Source organism: Desemzia sp. FAM 23990, assembly GCF_045528485.1.
Lineage (GTDB): Bacteria > Bacillota > Bacilli > Lactobacillales > Carnobacteriaceae > Desemzia.
This window is the reverse complement of record NZ_JBGQQW010000023.1, coordinates 29,689-50,015: the sequence shown is the minus strand read 5'-3', so window position 1 is coordinate 50,015 and position 20,327 is coordinate 29,689. Positions and strand designations below refer to the sequence as shown.

Here is a 20,327-nt window from a genome sequence, read left to right as displayed (position 1 = left end):
GAGGTCATATCTATTTCTATCGTTGTTTTTTTTAAGTTTGGTATGTCGCAAACCAAACCTTATTTGATAAAAGCGCTTTTTTGTTGTAAACTAATTTCATATGAAAAGACTAACAAAAATGGATTTGAAGTCTTTTTTTATTAAAACAAAAAGAAAGCGGTTCCTTAGCGGCTGCTGAAATGATTTTAAAGACCGAATTAGGGGGAGTTAATAAAATGTCGGATAATATTAAGAAAAGTAAATTTTTAAATGCACTTATTTCATTTGGAATGTGGATTTATAATTTTTTTATTTTGCAATTATTTTGGGTTTTACATAGTTTAAAAGGATTTATTGTATTTGGAGTTTTCCCTGCGAATGCTTCTGTTATAAGAGTAATGTATAGATGGTTTAATGAAAAAGGGGAAAGTTTTTCTATAAAAGAAGAATTTAGTCAAGCATACAAAGCTTACTTCAAGCGTTCAAACCAAATCGGGTACATGATGCTTTTGGCATTTGCAATTGTATATATTGATTTAAGGGTATCAAATGTGTTTATTCAATCTATTATTCTACATACGCTAATATTGTTTCTTGGGTTCCTTGTTCTTTGTGTTGGTCTATACACGTACACGATTATGATTCGATACAATTTCTCTTTAAAAAACACCCTTAAACAATCTTTTTTTATCGCTCTTTCCGTTCCATTATTTACTCTTTCAGCTGTGGTAGGGTTAATCATTGTTATTACCCTAATGAGAAATTACCTATTTCTGCTATTCTTTTTTGGGATACCATTATTTTTTCTGCCTATAGTGTGGTTCACATATACTGGAGCAATAAAAGCAGAGGAAAAGAGGAAGGAATTACAGGATTAATGCCAATCAGTTTGTTGTAAGAAAGGGGGATAAAATTTAGCAATGAGAAAAATTCCAAACTCTGATCTGTTTAAAAGTTATTTTGGTTCTTATTTACTTGTTTTTTCTATTCCTTTTATCATTTCTTTAATTGCAGTGAATATAATTTATGTCAGAAGTATCCGTGAAGAATTAACCTCAGCGAATCAGACTTCTTTAGAACAAGCAAGTTTACAGTTAGATGAACAAATTATGGAAATGGATTCAGTCGGGAATCAAATCAATTATACTCGTGATTTTGTTCCGCATTCGTTAAGTAAAAAGGAAGAATATAGGGAATATGTAGAACGCTTAAGGATGTATGATAACTCAATCCGTTCTACAAAAGGCATTTATATTATTATTAATGATCATCCAACTGTTTTTTCATCTAAAGGTACTATGTCGCTAGAGGCATTAATGAATAATACAAGTGATTTTAATATTACTGAAAAAGATCGGTTAATGGAAGAAATTATGCATCCTACAGAGAATGCATCTGTTTATACATTGGATAGGTTCTCAGGTAGTAATCTCTCTAACAATAAAATTGTCTATTATACTATGCCGCTTGAAGGAACATCTCCTGAATATGAATATGGCGTTATTCTTTTCGTAATGAATATGGATCCCTTAAAAGCAAATCTTAAAGCAATGGGTAATGAGGATGAAAGGATTTCGTTTGTAGCGGATAAAAAAGGAAGCTTGCTTTTTTCAAATGGAGAAATCTCTAAAGTGTCCCAATCAGACATCTTAAACAAAATGCCAGTCATCATGAATAATGAAACAATTCAAATCAATCAGAAAAATTTTACATTAAATAGTCACTCTAATTCAATCACAAGTTGGACAATCGTTTCTTTGATTGAAACAGTTCGTTTTTATCGCCCACTATATCGAGTATTATTTATTTTCATAGCAGCGGCAGTATTGCTTAGTCTTGTAGGCATGGGTGTTTCTTTTTACTTTGCTACAAAAAATTATCGGCCAATTAAGCGGTTAACGAGTACATTTTCATCAGAAGAAGATAAAATAAGTGATGAGTGGATGTTTATACAAACAAATGTAAAGCGCACTCGATCAGAATATAATTTGTTAAATCGTTTGATGAATGAGCAGGCTCCAATTGTACGAAATTCTGCATTATTGAACTTAATTGAAGGAAAGTACCTCCAAGACGACAAGTTTATAAATGGTTTGAAAGATATAGGAATAAATTTTCCATTTCCTTTATTTGCTATTTTAATTTTAGAACTTGGAGAAAAATCTGTGGAAACTAAAAATATTATCAATATAGAAAAAATTGTACAAAAATTAAATAAGACTGAAGAAAATCTAGATTGCTATATTGTTGAAGCAACTGTTCCACATTTTAAAAATAATCAGATTTTTGTCATCTTAAATATGGAAGAGGATAATAAAGCCCATTGGAATAAAACCATTTCATTTATTAAAGAAAAAATTGAGAGTGAAGATTTGCCAAAAAATGAAGCGTGGAAGTTTGCAGTCGGGAATGCCTACGAATCAGTAACTAAAATTAAAAATTCGTATATTGAAGCTAGTTCTACATTGGAACAATTGAATTCCTCTTCTTCTAAGACATCATCTATCATGTTTTTCAAAGAAGTGTCGCAAAAGAACGGTATAACGAATCCGACAGACATGATTCATTATCCAAATGAAGAAATGTTGGTTCTGATGCAAAGCATGAAGCAAGGGAATAAAGAAACTGCATTAGAAACAGTGGAGTCTTTATTTTATAAAATTGAACAATATGCTTATCAAGCAATTGCCACACAGGCAGTAGTCGCTGATGTATTTAATACTGTGTTTAAATTAGCTATTGATTTAGAAATAGACGATTACTATAAACAAGCTCTACAGTTATCTAATTTTTCCAATACGAAAGAAACAAAAGAAGTGTTAAACAGCATTGTCATTTCTATTTGTAATAACATAAATGAAAGACAAAAAACGGAAAGTATAAAAACAGAACAAAGAGTTGTTCAATTTATTTACCAAAATTATGATTCCCCTGATATTTCATTGGAAAGAATTGCTTCCGAGAATAATATTTCTATTTCATATGCCAGTAAACTAATTAAGGAAGAAACAGGAAAGTCTTTTTCAAATACTATACAAGTATTGCGTATGGGACGCTTTAAAGAGTTGCTGTTGACAACGAAAGAACCGATACAAGAATTGGTTAAAAAGATTGGATATTATGATGTATCTAATTTCACCAGGAAATTTCGGAAAGAAAATGGAATAACACCTGGAGAGTATAGAAAAAGATATCGAGAAAGCAATTAAAAAACAAAAAAGATATGAATGGGTAAACTATTCGTATTTTTTTTGTGTAGATGTGTAGAAAAATTACACATTCTATAATGCACAATCATTGATTTGATAATGTTTTTAACAAAAAAGCGTAAAAAACAACACATTGTAAATAATGCCTGATCTACATATAATGAAAGTGCTTACATTAGGGGTGGCCAACCACAAGCAACTAGGAGAAAGATGATTCTATTTTTACTCCTAAGAATAATATAGAAGAAGGAGGAATCAAATTTGTATGGAGAAACAAGCTAAGAAAATAGCGAGTATCCCAAATACTACAATTAGAAAGGGAAGCCTAGAAAAGACAAGGATAAAATCAAGTTGGAAAGATAAAACAAAAAAAATCCTCTCTAGCTGGCAACTATATGTATTGATATTACCTGCCTTTCTTTACTTTTTAGTTTTCCATTATGGACCTATGTATGGTGTTCAAATAGCCTTTAAAGACTATATGCCATCATTAGGAATTTGGGATAGCCCTTGGGTAGGACTTGCACACTTTGAAAAGTTCTTTGATTCTTATTACTTCTTGGATCTATTAAAGAATACATTGGGGATTAGTATTTATTCCTTAGTAGTTGGTTTTCCAATACCAATTATGTTAGCACTAGCCTTAAATGAAGTGAAAGATGGCGCATTTAAGAAAATGGTTCAAACAGTTACTTATGCTCCTCATTTTATTTCAACAGTCGTTATCGTTGGGATGATTATTGCTTTCTTATCGCCAACAAATGGGATTATTAATCACGGTTTGGAAGCATTTGGTTTTGAGGCAAAAGCATTTATGGAAGATCCTTCTTGGTTTAAATCAATTTATGTTCTTTCAGGAGTTTGGCAGAGCACAGGATGGAGCTCAGTCATTTATATGGCAGCTTTATCAGGGGTAGACCCGCAATTGCACGAAGCGGCTACAATCGATGGAGCATCAAGGTTACAGAGAATGTGGTACATCAATTTACCAGTTCTTATTCCTACCATGGTTATTTTACTCATTATGAATTTTGGAAGTATTATGTCTGTAGGACATGAAAAAATATTATTGATGCAAAATCCATTGAACATGCCGTCTTCTAACGTAATTTCTACATTCACTTACCAGCAAGGGTTATTGGATGCTCAATATAGTTATGCGGCAGCGATTGGTTTATTTAATTCAGTGATCAATGCGGCATTATTGATTGTAGTGAATAAGGTATCTCGTAAAGTAAGCGATGTATCCTTATGGTAATAATGAAGGGGAGTGAGGAAAATGAAAAGTGCTGCAGTTATAAAAAATTCTACCATTAAAGAATCTAAAACAGACCGAATGTTTCTTACCGTTGTGTACCTATTGCTATTGATCGCTCTTTTAATAGTAGTTTACCCCTTGGTTTATATCTTAAGTGCTTCAATCAGTGACCCATCTGTTGTAAACTCGGGAGAAATGTGGCTGTTTCCAAAAGAAATTACATTCAAAGGGTATCAAACGATATTGCAAAATGAAGCTATTTGGAGAGGATACCTCAATACTATTGTTTACACCGTGGTTGGAACATTAATAAATCTTGCGGTGACTATTCCGGCGGGGTATGTTTTGTCGCGTAAGGATTTTCCTCTCAAGGGCTTTTTTACAAAAATGATGATTATCACGATGTTTGTTTCTGGAGGGTTAATTCCAAGTTATATTTTAATAAATGATTTAGGATTGTCAAATACGATGTGGGCTTTGATTCTACCTGGAGCAGCGTCTGTTTATAACATAGTGATTACGCGAACGTTTTTCCAATCTACCATTCCTGATGAGCTAACGGAAGCAGGCCTTATGGATGGGGCTTCAAATTTCAAACTATTTACTGCAGTAGTTTTACCATTGTCTAAGCCAATACTAGCTGTAATGGCTTTGTTTTATGGAGTTGGTCATTGGAACCAGTATTTCCAAGCATTGATTTATATTGATGATCGAAATAAGTATCCATTGCAAATGGTTTTGAGAGAAATTCTTGTGTTACAGGATTTATCTTCAAATCCAACTACTATGATGACAGAAGAGACTGCAATGTACTTAAATGAACAACAAAACTTAAGCGCTATCATAAAGTACGGCGTTATGATTGTTGCTACACTGCCTATTATTATTGTGTATCCATTTTTACAAAAATATTTTGTAAAAGGTGTAATGATTGGTTCTATTAAAGGGTAATAAAAAATAAAAATTAGGAGTGAATATTCTAATGAAAAAAAACAAACGATTTTTAGCAACGGGACTCTTGTTCTCCACTTCATTATTATTAGCAGCATGCGGAGGTAGTTCAGCTAGCGAAGGTAGTTCCGATGAAAATACACCATCAGATACTCAAGAAGTTGCAAAAGAAGGGTTCCCATTAGTGGAAGAACCTATCAATATGACGCTGATGGCTCCTGGTACTGGTATGGCAGAATGGGAAGACATGGCAACGATGATAGAGTATGAAAAAATGACAAATATTGACCTTGATTATACTACACCACCCTTAAGTGATTTTAGTACGAAATTCAATTTAGCTTTTGCTAGTGGAGACGTACCGCATATGCTTTTTGGGCCAGGAACAGATGTTTTAACACCAGCTTTGGAAGTAGATTATGGTAAACAAGGTTTGTTATTGCCGTTAAATGACTTAATTGAGGAATACGCACCAAACTTGAAAGCAGCTATGGAAGAAAATCCAGAAATCAAGCAATCTATCACAACAACTGATGGAAATATTTATAGTTTGCCACGAATTAATGGAGGAGCAAGCTCAACTTGGATAAGAGGGCCTGTTTGGATTAATGGAGACTGGATGGATGCTTTAGAAATTGATGAGGCACCTAAAACGATTGATGAGTTATATGACATGCTTGTTAGATTTAAGACGGAAGATCCAAATGGTAATGGTAAAGCAGATGAAATTCCTTTTACAGATGTAAAAATGGATAGTACTCGTCCATGGTTACTTTCAGCATTTGGAATTAAAGAATGGGGAATTGAAGAAAATGATGGTACTGTTCGCTATGCTCCAACAACAGAAAATTACCGTGGCTATTTAGAATTCATGAACAAATTATATACAGAAGGATTACTAGACCAAGAAGTATTCTCTCAAGCAGATGAACAGAAAAAAGCTAAAGGTGAGAATAACCAGTTAGGAATGTTCCCAGATTGGTTCTCATTCTTTACAACGGGTCAAACAGAAGAAGAAGCTATCAATAACCCAATGATGGGTCCAATGACAAGCGAGTATTCTGAAGAACTAATATTCCCAATGAGTACAGGAATTCAAAGAGGTACATTTGCTATTACAAAAGATAATCCAAACCCTGCTGCATCTATGAGATGGGTAGATTACTTTTACTCTCAAGAAGGATATGATTTCTTAAATAGAGGACCGGAAGGATACTTATGGGTTTGGGCAGATGAAGAAGGCGGAGCAAGAGAATACAATGAAGATCTAGAAGCTAGTGATAGAGAAGAATACCGCGGTCAAATCACTCCAGACTACGGAATTACTACACCAGGAAATTCAGATTTTGAATTAGAGCCAATCGGCGATAGCGAAAAAACGGAATTTGAAATGTTTATAGAATCAGAAACGGAAGAAAAAATTAATCAACACGGAGAAGTTGCATTCCCACTCGTCTATTTAACTTCAGAAGAACAAGATACAGTAAGCGGAATCGAAGTCGACCTTCAAACGTATATCCGTAATTCTGAAGCACAGTTTATTACGGGTCAACTTCCATTAGATGATGAAAACTGGAATAAGTATGTGTCTACAGTTGAAAATATGGGTGTTGAAGAATACGTATCGGTATACCAAGCTGCTTACGACAGATGGGCAGAAGCTGGAAAATAATAAAAAAGACAAGTAAGTCTTATTGATATAAAGAATATAGCTCGTATTTGTTTTCTGAATCTATGAAAACTGTACGAGCTGTTCTATCTAGGACTAATTTATTGGAGGTAACTAATAATGGAAAAAACTCTTCCTAAATCTATTCAAACGTTTATGACTCGTATTAATTCATTAGGGAAAGAACATCCTGAATGGTTGGAAATTTTTAATGGTAGTTTTTTAGATACATTACAAAATACAGTGAAAATTTTAGAAGATGACACTACTTTTGTATTAACTGGAGACATTCCAGCAATGTGGTTAAGAGACTCGACGGCACAAATCCGCCCTTATTTATTTCTTGCAAATGAAAGTGAAGAAATTAAGTCTATCATTAAAGGATTGATTGAAAGACATTTTAAATTGATTCATATCGATCCGTACGCAAATGCATTTAACGAGGAAGAAAATAAAGCAGGACATCAAACGGATTACACAGAAATGAACTCTATTGTATGGGAAAGGAAATATGAAGTTGATTCGTTATGCTACCCTATCCAATTAAGCTATTTGTACTATAAACAAACAAAAGATACCTCTCATTTTAACGACACGTTCTTGAAAGCGGTAGAAGACATTTTGACTGTTTGGGAAACAGAACAACGACACGAAAATTCTCCTTACCTATTTGAACGAGATACCTGGCGTAAAGAAGACACATTAGTGAATGAAGGAAAAGGTTCAGAAGTGGCTTATACCGGCATGACGTGGTCTGGCTTCCGTCCGAGTGATGACACATGTGAATACCATTATCTTGTGCCGTCGAATATGTTTGCTGTTGTTGTGTTGCGCTACTTGGAAGAAATTTTTACGGATGTTTTACCGGATGAAGCAAAAAAAGAACGTGTGAAAAAATTAAGAGAAGAAATTAAAGCAGGAATCTCGAAACATGCAATTGTTGAAAATAATCAAGGCAAAAAAATATATGCCTATGAAGTGGATGGATTGGGAAACGCGTCTATTATGGATGACGCAAATATACCAAACCTTCTTTCAGCACCGTACCTAGGTTTTTGTTCTGCTGATGATCCAGTTTATGTGAATACTCGTGAAACAATTCTCAGTTCAGAAAATCCTTATTATTATAGCGGATCAGAAGCATCAGGAATTGGAAGTTCGCATACACCTGAAGACTATATTTGGCACTTATCTTTAGCTATGGAAGGTTTGACTAGTGACAATAAAGAAGATAAGAAACGTCTTCTTGATACGCTGGTAAAGACAGATGGCGGCAAGAAAGCTATGCATGAAGGATTTCATAAAAACGACAGTACACAATATACTAGAGAATGGTTCTCATGGCCAAATATGCTCTTTTGTGAATTAATGTTGGATTACTTTGGATATACGATTGAGAGGTAAATAATTATGGGAAAAAAATTTCCGAAAAATTTTCTTTGGGGAGCAGCAACATCCGCTCCTCAATCAGAAGGCGCACAATATGAAGATGGTAAAACACCTAGTACGTGGGATGTATGGTATGAAAAAGAACCAGAGCGTTTTTATAACGGGGTAGGTCCAAAAGATACTTCACTAACGTATGAAAGCTATGCGGAGGATGCCAAATTAATGGCAGAAATGAATTTAAATTCCTTTAGAACATCTATTTCTTGGAATCGTTTGTTACCAGATGGCAAAACGGTAAACGAAAAAGCTATTCGTTATTATCGCGATTACTTTTCAAAGTTAAAAGAACAAGGGGTAGAACCTATAGTAAACTTGTTCCACTTTGATATGCCATGGTGGTTGATGGAAAAAGGTGGCTGGGAAAGCAGAGAGTCCATTGAACATTTTGCTTATTATGCAGATACAGCATTTGAACAATTTGGAGATATAGTCCATGATTGGATGACCTTTAATGAGCCAATTGTTCATGTGCAGTGTGGTTATTTAGGAAATGATCACTGGCCACAAGTGAATAATTTTAAACGAGCTATTCAAGTTGCTTATCATACGATGCTAGCACATGCTGCAGCAGTGAAAGTATTCAAAGAAAAACAACGGAATGGAAGAATCGGAATCATCTTAAATTTATCGCCAGTCTATGCACGCTCAGAAAGTAAAGAAGACCAAGAAGCAAAGAAAAACTCTGAAGTACTTCATATAAAGAGTTTTTTAAATCCAGCTGTTTTTGGGAAATATCCTGAAAGATTGGTGACGCTGCTTAGAGAGAATGATTTATTGCCATCTATTGAAAATGGAGATGCAGAATTATTAGCTTCAGGGGTAGTAGACTATTTAGGAGTTAATTACTATCAACCAATACGTGTGCAAGCCATAGACAAAGAAAGAGTTCGCCAGCCTGCAAAAAGTCCAGGCGAATTTTCACGCGGCTATGATTGGCCAGAAAAAAGAATGAATTTATATCGAGGATGGGAAATTTATCCTGAAGGAATTTATGATATAGCCATAATGCTTAAAGATGAGTATGAAAACATTCCTTGGTATATTTCAGAAAACGGAATGGGTGTTTCGGATGAAGAACAATTTATGGATGAAGAAGGAATTGTCCAAGATGATTACCGAATTGAATTTATTCGAGATCATTTAAACCAAGCATTGCAAGCTATTGATGAAGGAGCAAATTGTTTTGGATATCATGTATGGACATTTGTGGATTGTTGGTCTTGGTTGAATGCATATAAGAATCGTTATGGTTATTATCGCTATGATTTAGAAACCGGCAAACGAATTCCTAAAAAGAGTTCGTTTTGGATGAGTGAAATCATTCAAAAGAACGAATTAGATCGTTAATATTTTTGTATTGAAGGAGCTAGATTATGAAAACCGTTCATATTATTTCACATAGTCACTGGGACAGGGAATGGTACTTACCATATGAAAAACACCATATGTTATTAATTGAATTGATTGATGATGTATTGGAGTTGTTTGAAACTGATCCTGGATTTAAGAGTTTTTATTTAGACGGACAAACGATTATTTTAGATGATTATTTAGAAGTTCGTCCTGAAAAAAAAACTTTACTAGAAAAATATATTCAAAATGGGAATCTAAAAATTGGACCCTTTTACATTCTTCAAGATGCATTTTTGACGAGTAGTGAATCAAATGTTCGAAACATGTTAATTGGTCACCGCGAAAGTGAAAAATGGGGGTCAAAAGTAGACATTGGATATTATCCTGACACTTTTGGAAATGTTGGGCAGACTCCTCAGTTAATGAAACAGTTGGGATTTGACATCGCAGCATATGGAAGAGGAGTGAAACCAACTGGATTTTCGAATAAGTCTACTGAAGATGATAATTTTGTTTCTTCTTATTCTGAAATGAAATGGATAGGGGCAGACCAATCAGAAATCATTGGGCTTCTATTTGCTAATTGGTACAGCAATGGGAATGAAGTTCCGGCAACTGAAAAAGAAGCTAAAATATTTTGGGATCAAAAATTAAAAGATGCCGAGGCTTATGCGTCAATGGATCAATTATTGTTCATGAACGGCTGTGATCACCAACCTGTTCAAAGAGATTTATCAAAAGCAATAGAAGTTGCGAATGAATTATATCCAAACTACAATTTTGTTCATTCCAATTTTGAGGAATATATGGGTCAAATGATGTCAGAACTTCCTGAAGATTTGGATACTGTTAAAGGCGAATTGACTTCTCAAGAGACAGAAGGATGGTATACCTTAACGAATACAGCTTCTGCTCGGACATACTTGAAACAAGCGAATCACCAAGTTTCTGTGTTATTAGAACAAATTGCAGAACCATTAGCAACGATGGCGTATGAAGTAACTGGGGAATATCCTCATGACCAACTGGATTATGCTTGGAAAATTTACATGCAAAACCACCCGCATGACAGTATATGTGGCTGTAGCGTAGATGAGGTTCATGCTGGAATGATGACTCGTTTCCAAAATGCAAGAAATGTTGGAGAATATGTTAAAGATGAGTCTATGGATAAATTGACGAACCATATCAAAACTGCACAAGATGGAATGGAAAAAGCAGTACCATTTGTAGTGTTTAATACAGCCGGTTCAGAAAAAAATGGAGTTTCTTCAATCAGCTTGGATACAGAAAAAATTTACTTTTCTGAACAATTTCCAACAGCAAGTTACGAAGAAATCAGAGAAGCAGATGCTCCTAAATACAAAATAGTGAATGCCTCAGGGGAAGAAGTGGAAGCCGAAATTATAAATGAAGGGCCACGCTTTGGATACGAATTGCCAAAAGATGCTTTTAGGCGTCCTTATATTTCAAGAAATATAACGGTTCAACTTCCTGTTAAGCAAATGGCCTCGTATTCTTGGGATACGTATTATCTAGTTCCAGTCGGAGAGAGAGTTATTCTTGAAGAAAACCAAGAGAGGGATAAAACAGACGTAACCCTTAAAAATGACTGGGTGTCTTTAGAAGTAAACAGTGATGGAACGATTAGCGTGACTGATTTAAAACAAAATAGAACTTATTCTAATTTATTGGTCTTTGAAGATGTTGGAGATATTGGAAATGAATATGTATTTAAACAACCGAATAACGAAAAACCAATTTATTCACTGAACAAATTAGTAAGTGCTCAGGTATCAAAAGAGACTACATTCTTTAAAGAATTAACTTTGGTACACGAAATGGACGTTCCAGTTAGCGCAGATGAACAATTGGAAATAGAACAGCAAGCAGTCGTCGAATTTAGAAACCGTAAAGCTCAACGTGTGAAAGAAACGAAGCCATTACGTATTGAAACAACTGTTTCTCTCGTTAAAAATAGTCGTCACCTTTCATTTTCATCCACTCTTCACAATGAAATGAAAGACCATCGACTACGAGTGTTGTTCCCAACAGGTATTCAAACAGATGTCCATTATGCAGACAGTATTTTTGAAACGGTTAAAAGGGAAAATAAGGTTAGTGCAGCATGGACAAATCCGACGAATCCACAAAGAACGCATCGTTTTATTAATGTTCGTACAGACTCTCATGGAATGGTATTGGCACCTCAAGGGATACCAGAGTATGAAGTGATTTCAGAGAACGACCAACAAACGATTGGCTTAACGTTGTTCCGCGCAGTAGGAGAAATGGGAGATTGGGGTTACTTCCCAACGCCAGAAGCACAATGCCAAGGAACTTATACATTTGACTATTATTTAAGCTTCCATGGAAAAGATGACGTAGAAAAAAACTACAAAGAAGCTATTTATAGTTCAGTTCCATTATTGACCTATCAAACTGACTTGCATGATGGAACACTGAAATCAACAGATCAATTTCTCTCAGTTGATGGAGAAAACATTGCAGTAACGGCTTTAAAACGGAACGCAGGTACAAACAACCCAGTGACTCGTTTTTACAATTTTACAAGTAAAAAGAGCCCTTATAAATTAGAAATGGGTTCATATAAACCTGTTGAAGCAACTATTTTAGAGGAAGAAGTACCATACAATGGGAATACCCAAGAAGTAAAACCGTTTGAAATTAAAACACATATTTGGAAAAAAATGGAGGAAAGCGAAGTATGAAAGTAACTACGGTAGATACGCGACATGGTTCGTTAAATAAACCAGGATTTTCAAATGGGAACACTCTCCCTTATACAGGCGTTCCTTTTGGAATGAATTACTTCGTCTTACAAAACCAAATGGGATCGAATTGGATGTTCGATCCTACTTATCCCCTTTTCCAAGGTATTCGGCTGACACATCAGCCGAGTCCTTGGATGGGAGATTTTAGTTCATTTTTAATGACTCCAGTTACAGGAATGCCGACAGGAACTCACGTTGAATTGAATCAAAGTTCATACAAAATTGACAGAGCTTTTTTTCAACCACACTATTTTAAAGCAGATCTGTTGCGTTATCGTTTAGGAGTAGAGTTGGCTCCAACAACTTACGGAGCAAAATTAAAGCTGACTAATCAAAGCGAAAAGGAACTAGGCCTTCTTTTACATACTAATGAAACCATTGACTACACAGTAGATAGAGAAAGTAATCGACTCATTGGGAGATTACCTCAAAAAGTAGATAGCGATAAGTCTTTGTTGTACTTTTATTTTGTGTTGGATTTTGGCACCGCTGAAGAGGATAAAGTTTCTTACTTAACATTTGATGAAAAAGAAGGCTGGACAAAAACGCTTGAGCTTGAGGACACCATTACAAGTTGTTTATTTATCAGTCTAGGTAATCATTTGGAAGAAGCGGAAATTTCTTTGGGCACTTCCTTTATCAGTGAACAACAAGCTTTACTAAACTTAGAAAGAGAAAGTTTGACCGAATCATTTGAAGAGATAAAAGAAAAGGCTGCAGATGAGTGGGAGTATTATTTAAGTAAGATCGAAGTAAGCGATCGAGACACGCAAAAGGTTCAGGATTTTAACTTTTATTTGTACCGAATGTTCTTATTCCCGCAAACCTTTTACGAATTGGATGATGAAAATCAGCCGATTCATTTTGACGTATACAGCAACTCTATTAAAAAAGGTAAATTCTTTACGAATAATGGTTTCTGGGATACTTATAAAACAGTCTATCCGCTGTATTCGTTAATTATTCCAGAAAAATACAAAGAAATCTTAGAAGGCATCCGGCACTTTTATGAAGAATCTGGTCATTTGCCTAAATGGATCAGCCCAGATGAACGTGGCTTAATGCCTGGAACACTTGTGAACGCAGTGATTGCAGATGCTGGTGTGAAAGGGTTATTAAATGAAGAAGAAATGCGATTCCTTTTAGATGCTATGGTGAAAGAAGCCACAATTCCGCCTACAGAAGAAAAGTTTGGGAGAAGTGGGGTACAAGACACACTGGCTTATGGTTATGTGACAAATAATAAAATTGAAAGCGTTAATCAAACTCAAGACAATGCCTATAGTGATTTCTGTATCCGACAAGTAGCCAAAATCCTTGGAGAAGAGGAAATAGCAGGTCAGTACGAAAAAGCGGCTTTAAATTACCATCATTTATTTGATGAAAATTCCGGTTTTATGCGAGGAAAAGATGCAGAAGGAGAGTATAAAGAATCCTTCGTGCCTGAAGATTGGGGATATGATTATACGGAGGGAAGTGCTTGGCAAAATAGTTTAGCTGTGTTTCATAATTTCCAAGACTACATAGATGTATTTGGAGGCAAAGAAGCGTTCTTAGAACATCTTGTTCGTCTGACAAATAGTGATCCTACCTTTGAAATTGGAAACTATGGAATGGAAATACATGAAATGAGCGAACTGGCAACTGCCGAATTTGGGCAAATTGCGATTTCGAATCAACCCAGTTTCCATATACCTTACTTGTTTGCTTATATTGGAAAACCGGCTTATACACAGTTGTTAGTCAAACAACTCTGTGAGCACGCTTTTTCAACCCATTTTGATGGTTATCCAGGAGATGAAGATAATGGCAGCATGTCAGGTTGGGTCATTTTTAGTATGTTGGGGTTCTATCCTGTGACTCCTGGTGTTCCTCAATATGTATTGGGAATACCACAATTTGATAAAAGCGTGGTTCATTTGCCGAATGGAAAAACGTTTACTACAGTTGTACCTAATCAATATCCGCAAAACAATTTTGTACAGCGGACGAAGCTAAATTCAGAAACAATGGAAAGTCTTTATCTAAATCATGAAACCATTCTTAAAGGCGGAAAACTGGAAGTCAAACTAGGCTTATTACCCTCAGAAAATGACTATCTTCCTCATGAGCTGCCTTATTCATTAAAGAATGAAGATAGCTAGTACAGACATTATTAAATATGGACTGTAGATTTATTCACAAGGAGGGGCATGATGCAAACAAGTTTAAATCGTGAATCTGCTCGAGCGGATTTTATTCCATATGGGTCACTAAAAGCTTATCAGCACAGAAAACAATGGAACGAATCTGATCGAACGATGAGTTTGAATGGAGCGTGGTCTTTTTCTTACTGGTCTAATCCTTTAGAGGCTGGAACGGCTTTCGCTGCAAAAACGTATGATGTTTCTAAATGGAAAGATATCTCGGTTCCTAGCCATTGGCAATTGGAAGGATATGGGAAGCCGCATTATACAAACGTTCAATATCCTATACCATTGGATCCTCCATACGTACCAGATGAGAATCCCACCGGGAATTACGCAAGAGATTTTTATTTGCCCGTTGGGTGGGATGAAAAAAAAGTTTTATTGCGTTTTGAAGGAGTGGACAGCTCACTAAAAGTTTGGGTAAACGGGGAAGAAGTAGGTATGAGTCAAGGAAGCCGGTTACCGGCTGAATTTGATATTACTTCATATGTAAAGGGTGAGAAAAATCGAATTGCCGTTCAAGTAACGAAATGGTCTGAAGGAACCTATTTGGAAGATCAGGATATGTGGTGGTTATCGGGAATATACCGAGATGTAACTTTAATTGCTCGCCCACAAACGTATCTTCAAGATACATTTGTTCATTCAGAAGTGAATGAGGCACTTTCTTCTGCTCAATTAGTGGTAGAGTCTGAACTCATTGGAGATACAGAAGGGATAACGGTCGTACATTCTTTAGTCGATCCTTTGGGGAAGGTACTTTATAGAGAGGAAGAAGCTGTTCAAGTAGATAATCAATATTGGAAATGGTCTGTTCCTGTAAAAGACATTCAACTGTGGTCAGCTGAGACACCTCATCTGTATGAAGTCCAAATTGAACTACGAGATATCCATAATCAAGTTTTGGAGACAGTTATCCAAAAATCTGGATTCCGAAAATTAGAAATAAAAGGAGGGTTGTTACATATAAATCAAGTTCCCATCAAATTAAAAGGGGTTAATCGACACGAGTTTCATCAAACAAAAGGACGAGCAATTGATTATGAGGATATCATTTTAGACCTCAAACTATTAAAGCAAGGGAACTTTAACGCTATTCGAACGAGTCATTATCCAAATACGCCGGCGTTCTATGCATTGTGTGATGAATACGGGTTTTATGTTATAGACGAAACGGATGTCGAAACACATGGCTTTGAAATAGATGGCAAGGTAGACGAATTAGCCAATCAAGAAATGTGGGAAGAGGAATATGTTTCCCGGATGGAACGAATGGTAGAACGAGATAAAAATCATCCTTCTATCTTTATGTGGTCTGTGGGAAACGAATCTGGAGCAGGAAAAAACCATGAAAAAATGGTTCAATTTACAAAAGAACGTGACCCTACACGGTTTGTCCATCATGAAGGAGAATCGTTAAAAATCAACTGGAGAGGAAAATTATTAGAAGAAGAACCAAAACTTTCTGCTGTTCATTCTACAATGTATACAGACTTGCCGCTTTTAAAACAATTAGGAGTACAATCACAAATGAAAAAGCCGCACATTGTTTGTGAGTATGCCCATGCCATGGGAAATGGTCCAGGAGCTCTTCAAGACTATTGGGACATCTTCTATAAGTTCCCAAGACTTCAAGGGGGATTCATTTGGGAATGGTGTGATCAAGGTATATTAGCTGAAAATGAAGAAGGGACATTAGTCTACCATTATGGCGGTGATTTTGGTGATGAACCGAATGATGCGAACTTCGTTATTGATGGTTTAGTGCAACCGGACAGAACACCGTCTCCCGGATATTATGAAGCAAAAAAAGCTCAAGAACCGCTTACAACTAAATGGCTCTCTAGTACTGAAATTGAAATAACCAATCGCAAAGATTTTACCACGGTGGATGACTTAACTGCAGAGTGGGTACTAAAAGTAGAAGGAGTTGCGATTCAAAAAGGTACTATTGATATTGTTGGGATTCAGCCGCATTCGGCAGTCAAACGAACACTATCTTATAATATACCAACTCATCAACAAAACGAGGCCGTGTGGATAGAAATACAGTACACTTCTAAACAAGATATGAAATGGTGTGAAAAAGGGTTTGAATTGGCCTGGAGTGAGTATGTATTGTACTTGCCGACAAGTATTTCTGTTTCAACTCCAGTGCCAGAATCAGCTGAAACAGGTCCATTTGTAAAGAGTGAGGCTGAAACCACTCTTGCCATTCAAAATAACTGTACTCAGGTATTGTTCAGCAAAGTAACTGGGAATCTGTTGGATTGGACAGTCCAAGGAGAAAAATTCTTTAAAACTGCGCCACGTCTAAATTTGTATCGACCGTTAACAGATAATGATCATCGAGTAGGAGCAACATGGAGAAATTATGGCCTGCATCAAACTCAAGAGCGTCTAGTATCAATTAATTACGATGATTCCCTTGAAAATACAACAGTAACGGTACAAAAAGTGGTTGGAACAAGAAAATTAGCGTGGAAGATCCATCTCACTTATGAATACAAGTTGAAGAAAGATGGTACATTGTCTTTTCATGTAAAGGGTAAACCAGAAGGACGTTTTCCTGATACGATTGCTCGTATTGGCTTAGAATCAGGAATACGCGCAGAGTACAAACATATTTCTTGGGTTGGAAAAGGGCCAAATGAAACGTATGTTGATACACAATCAGCAGGAAGATTTGGGTTATTTGAAAGTTCTGTAGAAAATTTAAATTTTCCCTACATTTATCCGCAAGAGAGTGGAAACCATTTAGACACTCATTGGGTTAAATTAAACGCCCAGGAAAGAAAACAAGTGCATATTTCCAGCACCAATTCATTTTCGTACAGTATCCATTCTAGTTCTCAAGAAAATATCGATTTAGCTCAGCACCGAGAAGAATTAGTGCAATCTCCTTTCAACTTTTTATATCTTGATATAGCACAGAATGGAATTGGGACTGGGAGTTGCGGTCCGGATGCACAGCCGGAATATACATTAAAAATGGACGATTTTGAGTTTGATTTTATTTTTCAACAAAGCCAGTTCAACCAGTGATGGAAACAAAAAGATTCTTTTTGAGGAAACACGAAAAGCTTTGCTTGCTGACTATTTTGAAGCAAGTAAAGCTTTTATACTTTGTAGTATACGAAACTTGCTAAGGAGGAAAACGAATGACTTATGGAATGATTGCAACATGGCGGATGGCTTATGAAGGAGTTCTTCATCAATCAGAAAAATTAGCTGATGGAAGTAGTGCAGGAGATGTACTTGAGGGAGTCATCAAAGAAGTAGAAGAGTTTGCCAATTTTATCTCAGTCGGTTATGGAGGCCTTCCGAACGAAGAAGGAATAGTGCAATTGGATGCAGCATACATGGATGGAACTACGTTAGAAATAGGGGCAGTTGCTGGGCTGGAGAATATAAAAAATCCCATTTCAGTTGCCAGAAAATTAAGTAAAGAGCGATTCAATTCATTTCGTATTGCTGAAGGAGCAAAAAAATGCGCAGTGAAAATGGGTTTTGAACAAGAAGATTTATTGACAGAAAAGTCTAAAGAAAAATGGGAAGAGAAAAAAAAGGAAATTGAAGCTAAAGAAATATCTCCTTATGATGGTCACGACACAATTGGGACGGTTGTATTAGATAAAGCCCATCATATGGCTGCAGGAACATCCAGTAGCGGTCTATTTATGAAAAAAGAAGGTAGGGTTGGAGATTCTCCTCTGCCGGGTTCAGGATTTTATGTAGACAGCGATATCGGCGGTGCAGCAGCAACCGGTTTGGGCGAAGATTTAATGAAAGGCATTTTAAGTTACGAAGTGGTTCGGAAAATGGAAGAGGGATTACCACCAAAAGATGCAGCACAGCGAACTTTGGAGGAATTTGAAAAGAAATTAAAGAGAAAATATGGGAAAGTTGGAGCGATGTCGCTCATTTGTATGGACAATAAAGGGGAATGGGGTATTGCGACAAATGTAGAATTTACGTTTGTTGTTGCAACTGAATCGCAAAAACCCACGATTTATATTTCTCATCGGACAGAAGATGGACAGGTGATAATAGAAAAAACAACCGAAGAATGGTTGAAGGATTACTTGGGAAACGTAAACAATCGGACTGAATAGAGGAGGAGACGAAATGTGGAAAAATGGATACCAGGAGCTATTGATGAACAGATTGAAGACTATCTAAATGCGTTACAAAAGATGGTTCGTATAGAAAGTGTTGAAGGGAATGCAACTCCTGAAGCTCCGTTTGGAAATGGACCGAAACAAGCTTTAGAACAAGCTCTATCCATTGCTGAAGATTGGGGGTTTCAAACCGTTTCGATAGATAACGCTGTTGGTTACGCTGAATGGATCAATGATTCCACGACAAATGACTATGTAGGAGCTCTTGGACATGTAGATGTTGTGCCTGCTGGAACTGGCTGGTCGTATCCTTCTTTTGAGACCACTATTGAAAATGGCATAGTTTATGGGCGTGGTGTGTTAGACAATAAAGGACCAACGATGGCTGTTTTGTTTGCTGCTAAGTTATTGAAAGATTCAGGGCAAACGTTTAAGAAAAATTTGCGGGTTATGTTCGGAACAAACGAAGAAACAGGGTCGAAAGATTTGCCTTTTTACTTAGCTAAAGAGCAGCCGCCAGTATACGGATTTACACCAGATAGCCAATTTCCTGCTGTCTATGCAGAAAAGGGAGTTGTCGGTATTCGTTATAAGACGTCCTTTTTAAAAGGTGATTTAGATGGATTAACAGCCATTCGTGGAGATTTTATTTCAAGTTCAGTTCCTGATGAGGCGGTATTTATTTTTGGAAATGGAACTGAAAAAACCTTTTATGGAAAGCGGGCTCCTAGTAATGAGCCGCAATTAGGAGAAAATGCCATTACAATGGCCGTTGAGAATTTAAAAGATCATTCGACACTATCCTTCGAACTGCAGGCTTTCTTTAATTGGGCTTCAACTACTTTTCATGATAAGCATTACGGAGAAGGATTGACTTCAATGAATGATTTGAACATATCAGATATGGCTATTCAAATTACCCCTTATAAGATAGAGATAAAAGAGGAACAAGTGATAGTTGAAGTTTCTTTTCGCTATTCAGTGGATTATACAGAAGCACAGGTTTTGTCTTTAATAAAGGAAAGTAATTTTAAGAACACAACAGTTGAAGTTATCCGTTCAATGCCTCCTAAAATATTGGATCGTACTCATCCAATGTTAGAAATAATGAAGCGTACTTATGAGGAAGTAACTGGTCTAGATGGTACTCCAATCGTTACGACTGGGGCAACCTATGCACGTTTTATGCCGAATATTATAGCCTTTGGACCATCTTTTCCTGGGCAAATTGGAATAGCACATAACAGTGACGAGTACATGTATATAGATGATTTAAAACGAAATATCAAAATATATGAATTAACGTTACAAGAAATGCTTCAATAAAAATAAAACGAAAACTGATTAGAAGGGA

12 protein-coding genes are annotated in these 20,327 nt (G+C 36.1%); all 12 read left to right on the top strand.

Annotated elements, in window-relative coordinates; genetic code table 11:
* Positions 1 to 215: 215 nt before the first annotated feature.
* The 12 genes from ACEN4I_RS09850 to ACEN4I_RS09795 all read left to right on the top strand — a co-directional run bounded on the left by ACEN4I_RS09850 (position 216) and on the right by ACEN4I_RS09795 (position 20,299).
* The gene (locus tag ACEN4I_RS09850) at positions 216 to 857 is read left to right on the top strand and encodes a YesL family protein (RefSeq protein WP_407103047.1); all 642 of its coding nucleotides are present in this window, start codon (positions 216 to 218) and stop codon (positions 855 to 857) included.
* Between the two features lie 42 nt (positions 858 to 899).
* Positions 900 to 3,188 (top strand): helix-turn-helix domain-containing protein, encoded by a 2,289-nt coding sequence (locus ACEN4I_RS09845; protein WP_407103046.1) that lies wholly within the window; start codon positions 900 to 902, stop codon positions 3,186 to 3,188.
* A gap of 265 nt (positions 3,189 to 3,453) precedes the next feature.
* Positions 3,454 to 4,446, top strand: a complete 993-nt coding sequence (locus ACEN4I_RS09840) for an ABC transporter permease (protein ID WP_407097442.1) — start codon at positions 3,454 to 3,456, stop codon at positions 4,444 to 4,446.
* 21 nt (positions 4,447 to 4,467) lie between these two features.
* Positions 4,468 to 5,397 (top strand): carbohydrate ABC transporter permease, encoded by a 930-nt coding sequence (locus ACEN4I_RS09835; protein WP_407097441.1) that lies wholly within the window; start codon positions 4,468 to 4,470, stop codon positions 5,395 to 5,397.
* Positions 5,398 to 5,428: 31 nt separating this feature from the next.
* Positions 5,429 to 7,069: an extracellular solute-binding protein gene (locus ACEN4I_RS09830; protein WP_407103045.1), complete on the top strand. Its 1,641-nt coding sequence runs from the start codon at positions 5,429 to 5,431 to the stop codon at positions 7,067 to 7,069.
* A gap of 117 nt (positions 7,070 to 7,186) precedes the next feature.
* On the top strand, positions 7,187 to 8,470 hold the full coding sequence (locus tag ACEN4I_RS09825; RefSeq protein WP_407103044.1) for a glycoside hydrolase family 125 protein: 1,284 nt from the start codon (positions 7,187 to 7,189) through the stop codon (positions 8,468 to 8,470).
* 6 nt (positions 8,471 to 8,476) lie between these two features.
* Complete coding sequence (locus tag ACEN4I_RS09820) at positions 8,477 to 9,862, top strand: glycoside hydrolase family 1 protein (protein WP_407103043.1); 1,386 nt, start codon at positions 8,477 to 8,479, stop codon at positions 9,860 to 9,862.
* Between the two features lie 23 nt (positions 9,863 to 9,885).
* Entirely contained in the window at positions 9,886 to 12,600 is a 2,715-nt protein-coding gene (locus ACEN4I_RS09815; protein WP_407103054.1) for an alpha-mannosidase, read from the top strand.
* Entirely contained in the window at positions 12,597 to 14,807 is a 2,211-nt protein-coding gene (locus ACEN4I_RS09810; RefSeq protein WP_407097438.1) for a GH92 family glycosyl hydrolase, read from the top strand. Before ACEN4I_RS09815 ends, ACEN4I_RS09810 begins: the two co-directional genes overlap by 4 nt.
* A 51-nt stretch (positions 14,808 to 14,858) precedes the next feature.
* On the top strand, positions 14,859 to 17,897 hold the full coding sequence (locus ACEN4I_RS09805; RefSeq protein WP_407103042.1) for a glycoside hydrolase family 2 TIM barrel-domain containing protein: 3,039 nt from the start codon (positions 14,859 to 14,861) through the stop codon (positions 17,895 to 17,897).
* Between the two features lie 116 nt (positions 17,898 to 18,013).
* Positions 18,014 to 18,967 (top strand): N(4)-(beta-N-acetylglucosaminyl)-L-asparaginase, encoded by a 954-nt coding sequence (locus ACEN4I_RS09800; protein ID WP_407097436.1) that lies wholly within the window; start codon positions 18,014 to 18,016, stop codon positions 18,965 to 18,967.
* 15 nt (positions 18,968 to 18,982) lie between these two features.
* Complete coding sequence (locus ACEN4I_RS09795) at positions 18,983 to 20,299, top strand: Sapep family Mn(2+)-dependent dipeptidase (RefSeq protein WP_407097435.1); 1,317 nt, start codon at positions 18,983 to 18,985, stop codon at positions 20,297 to 20,299.
* Positions 20,300 to 20,327: the final 28 nt, after the last annotated feature.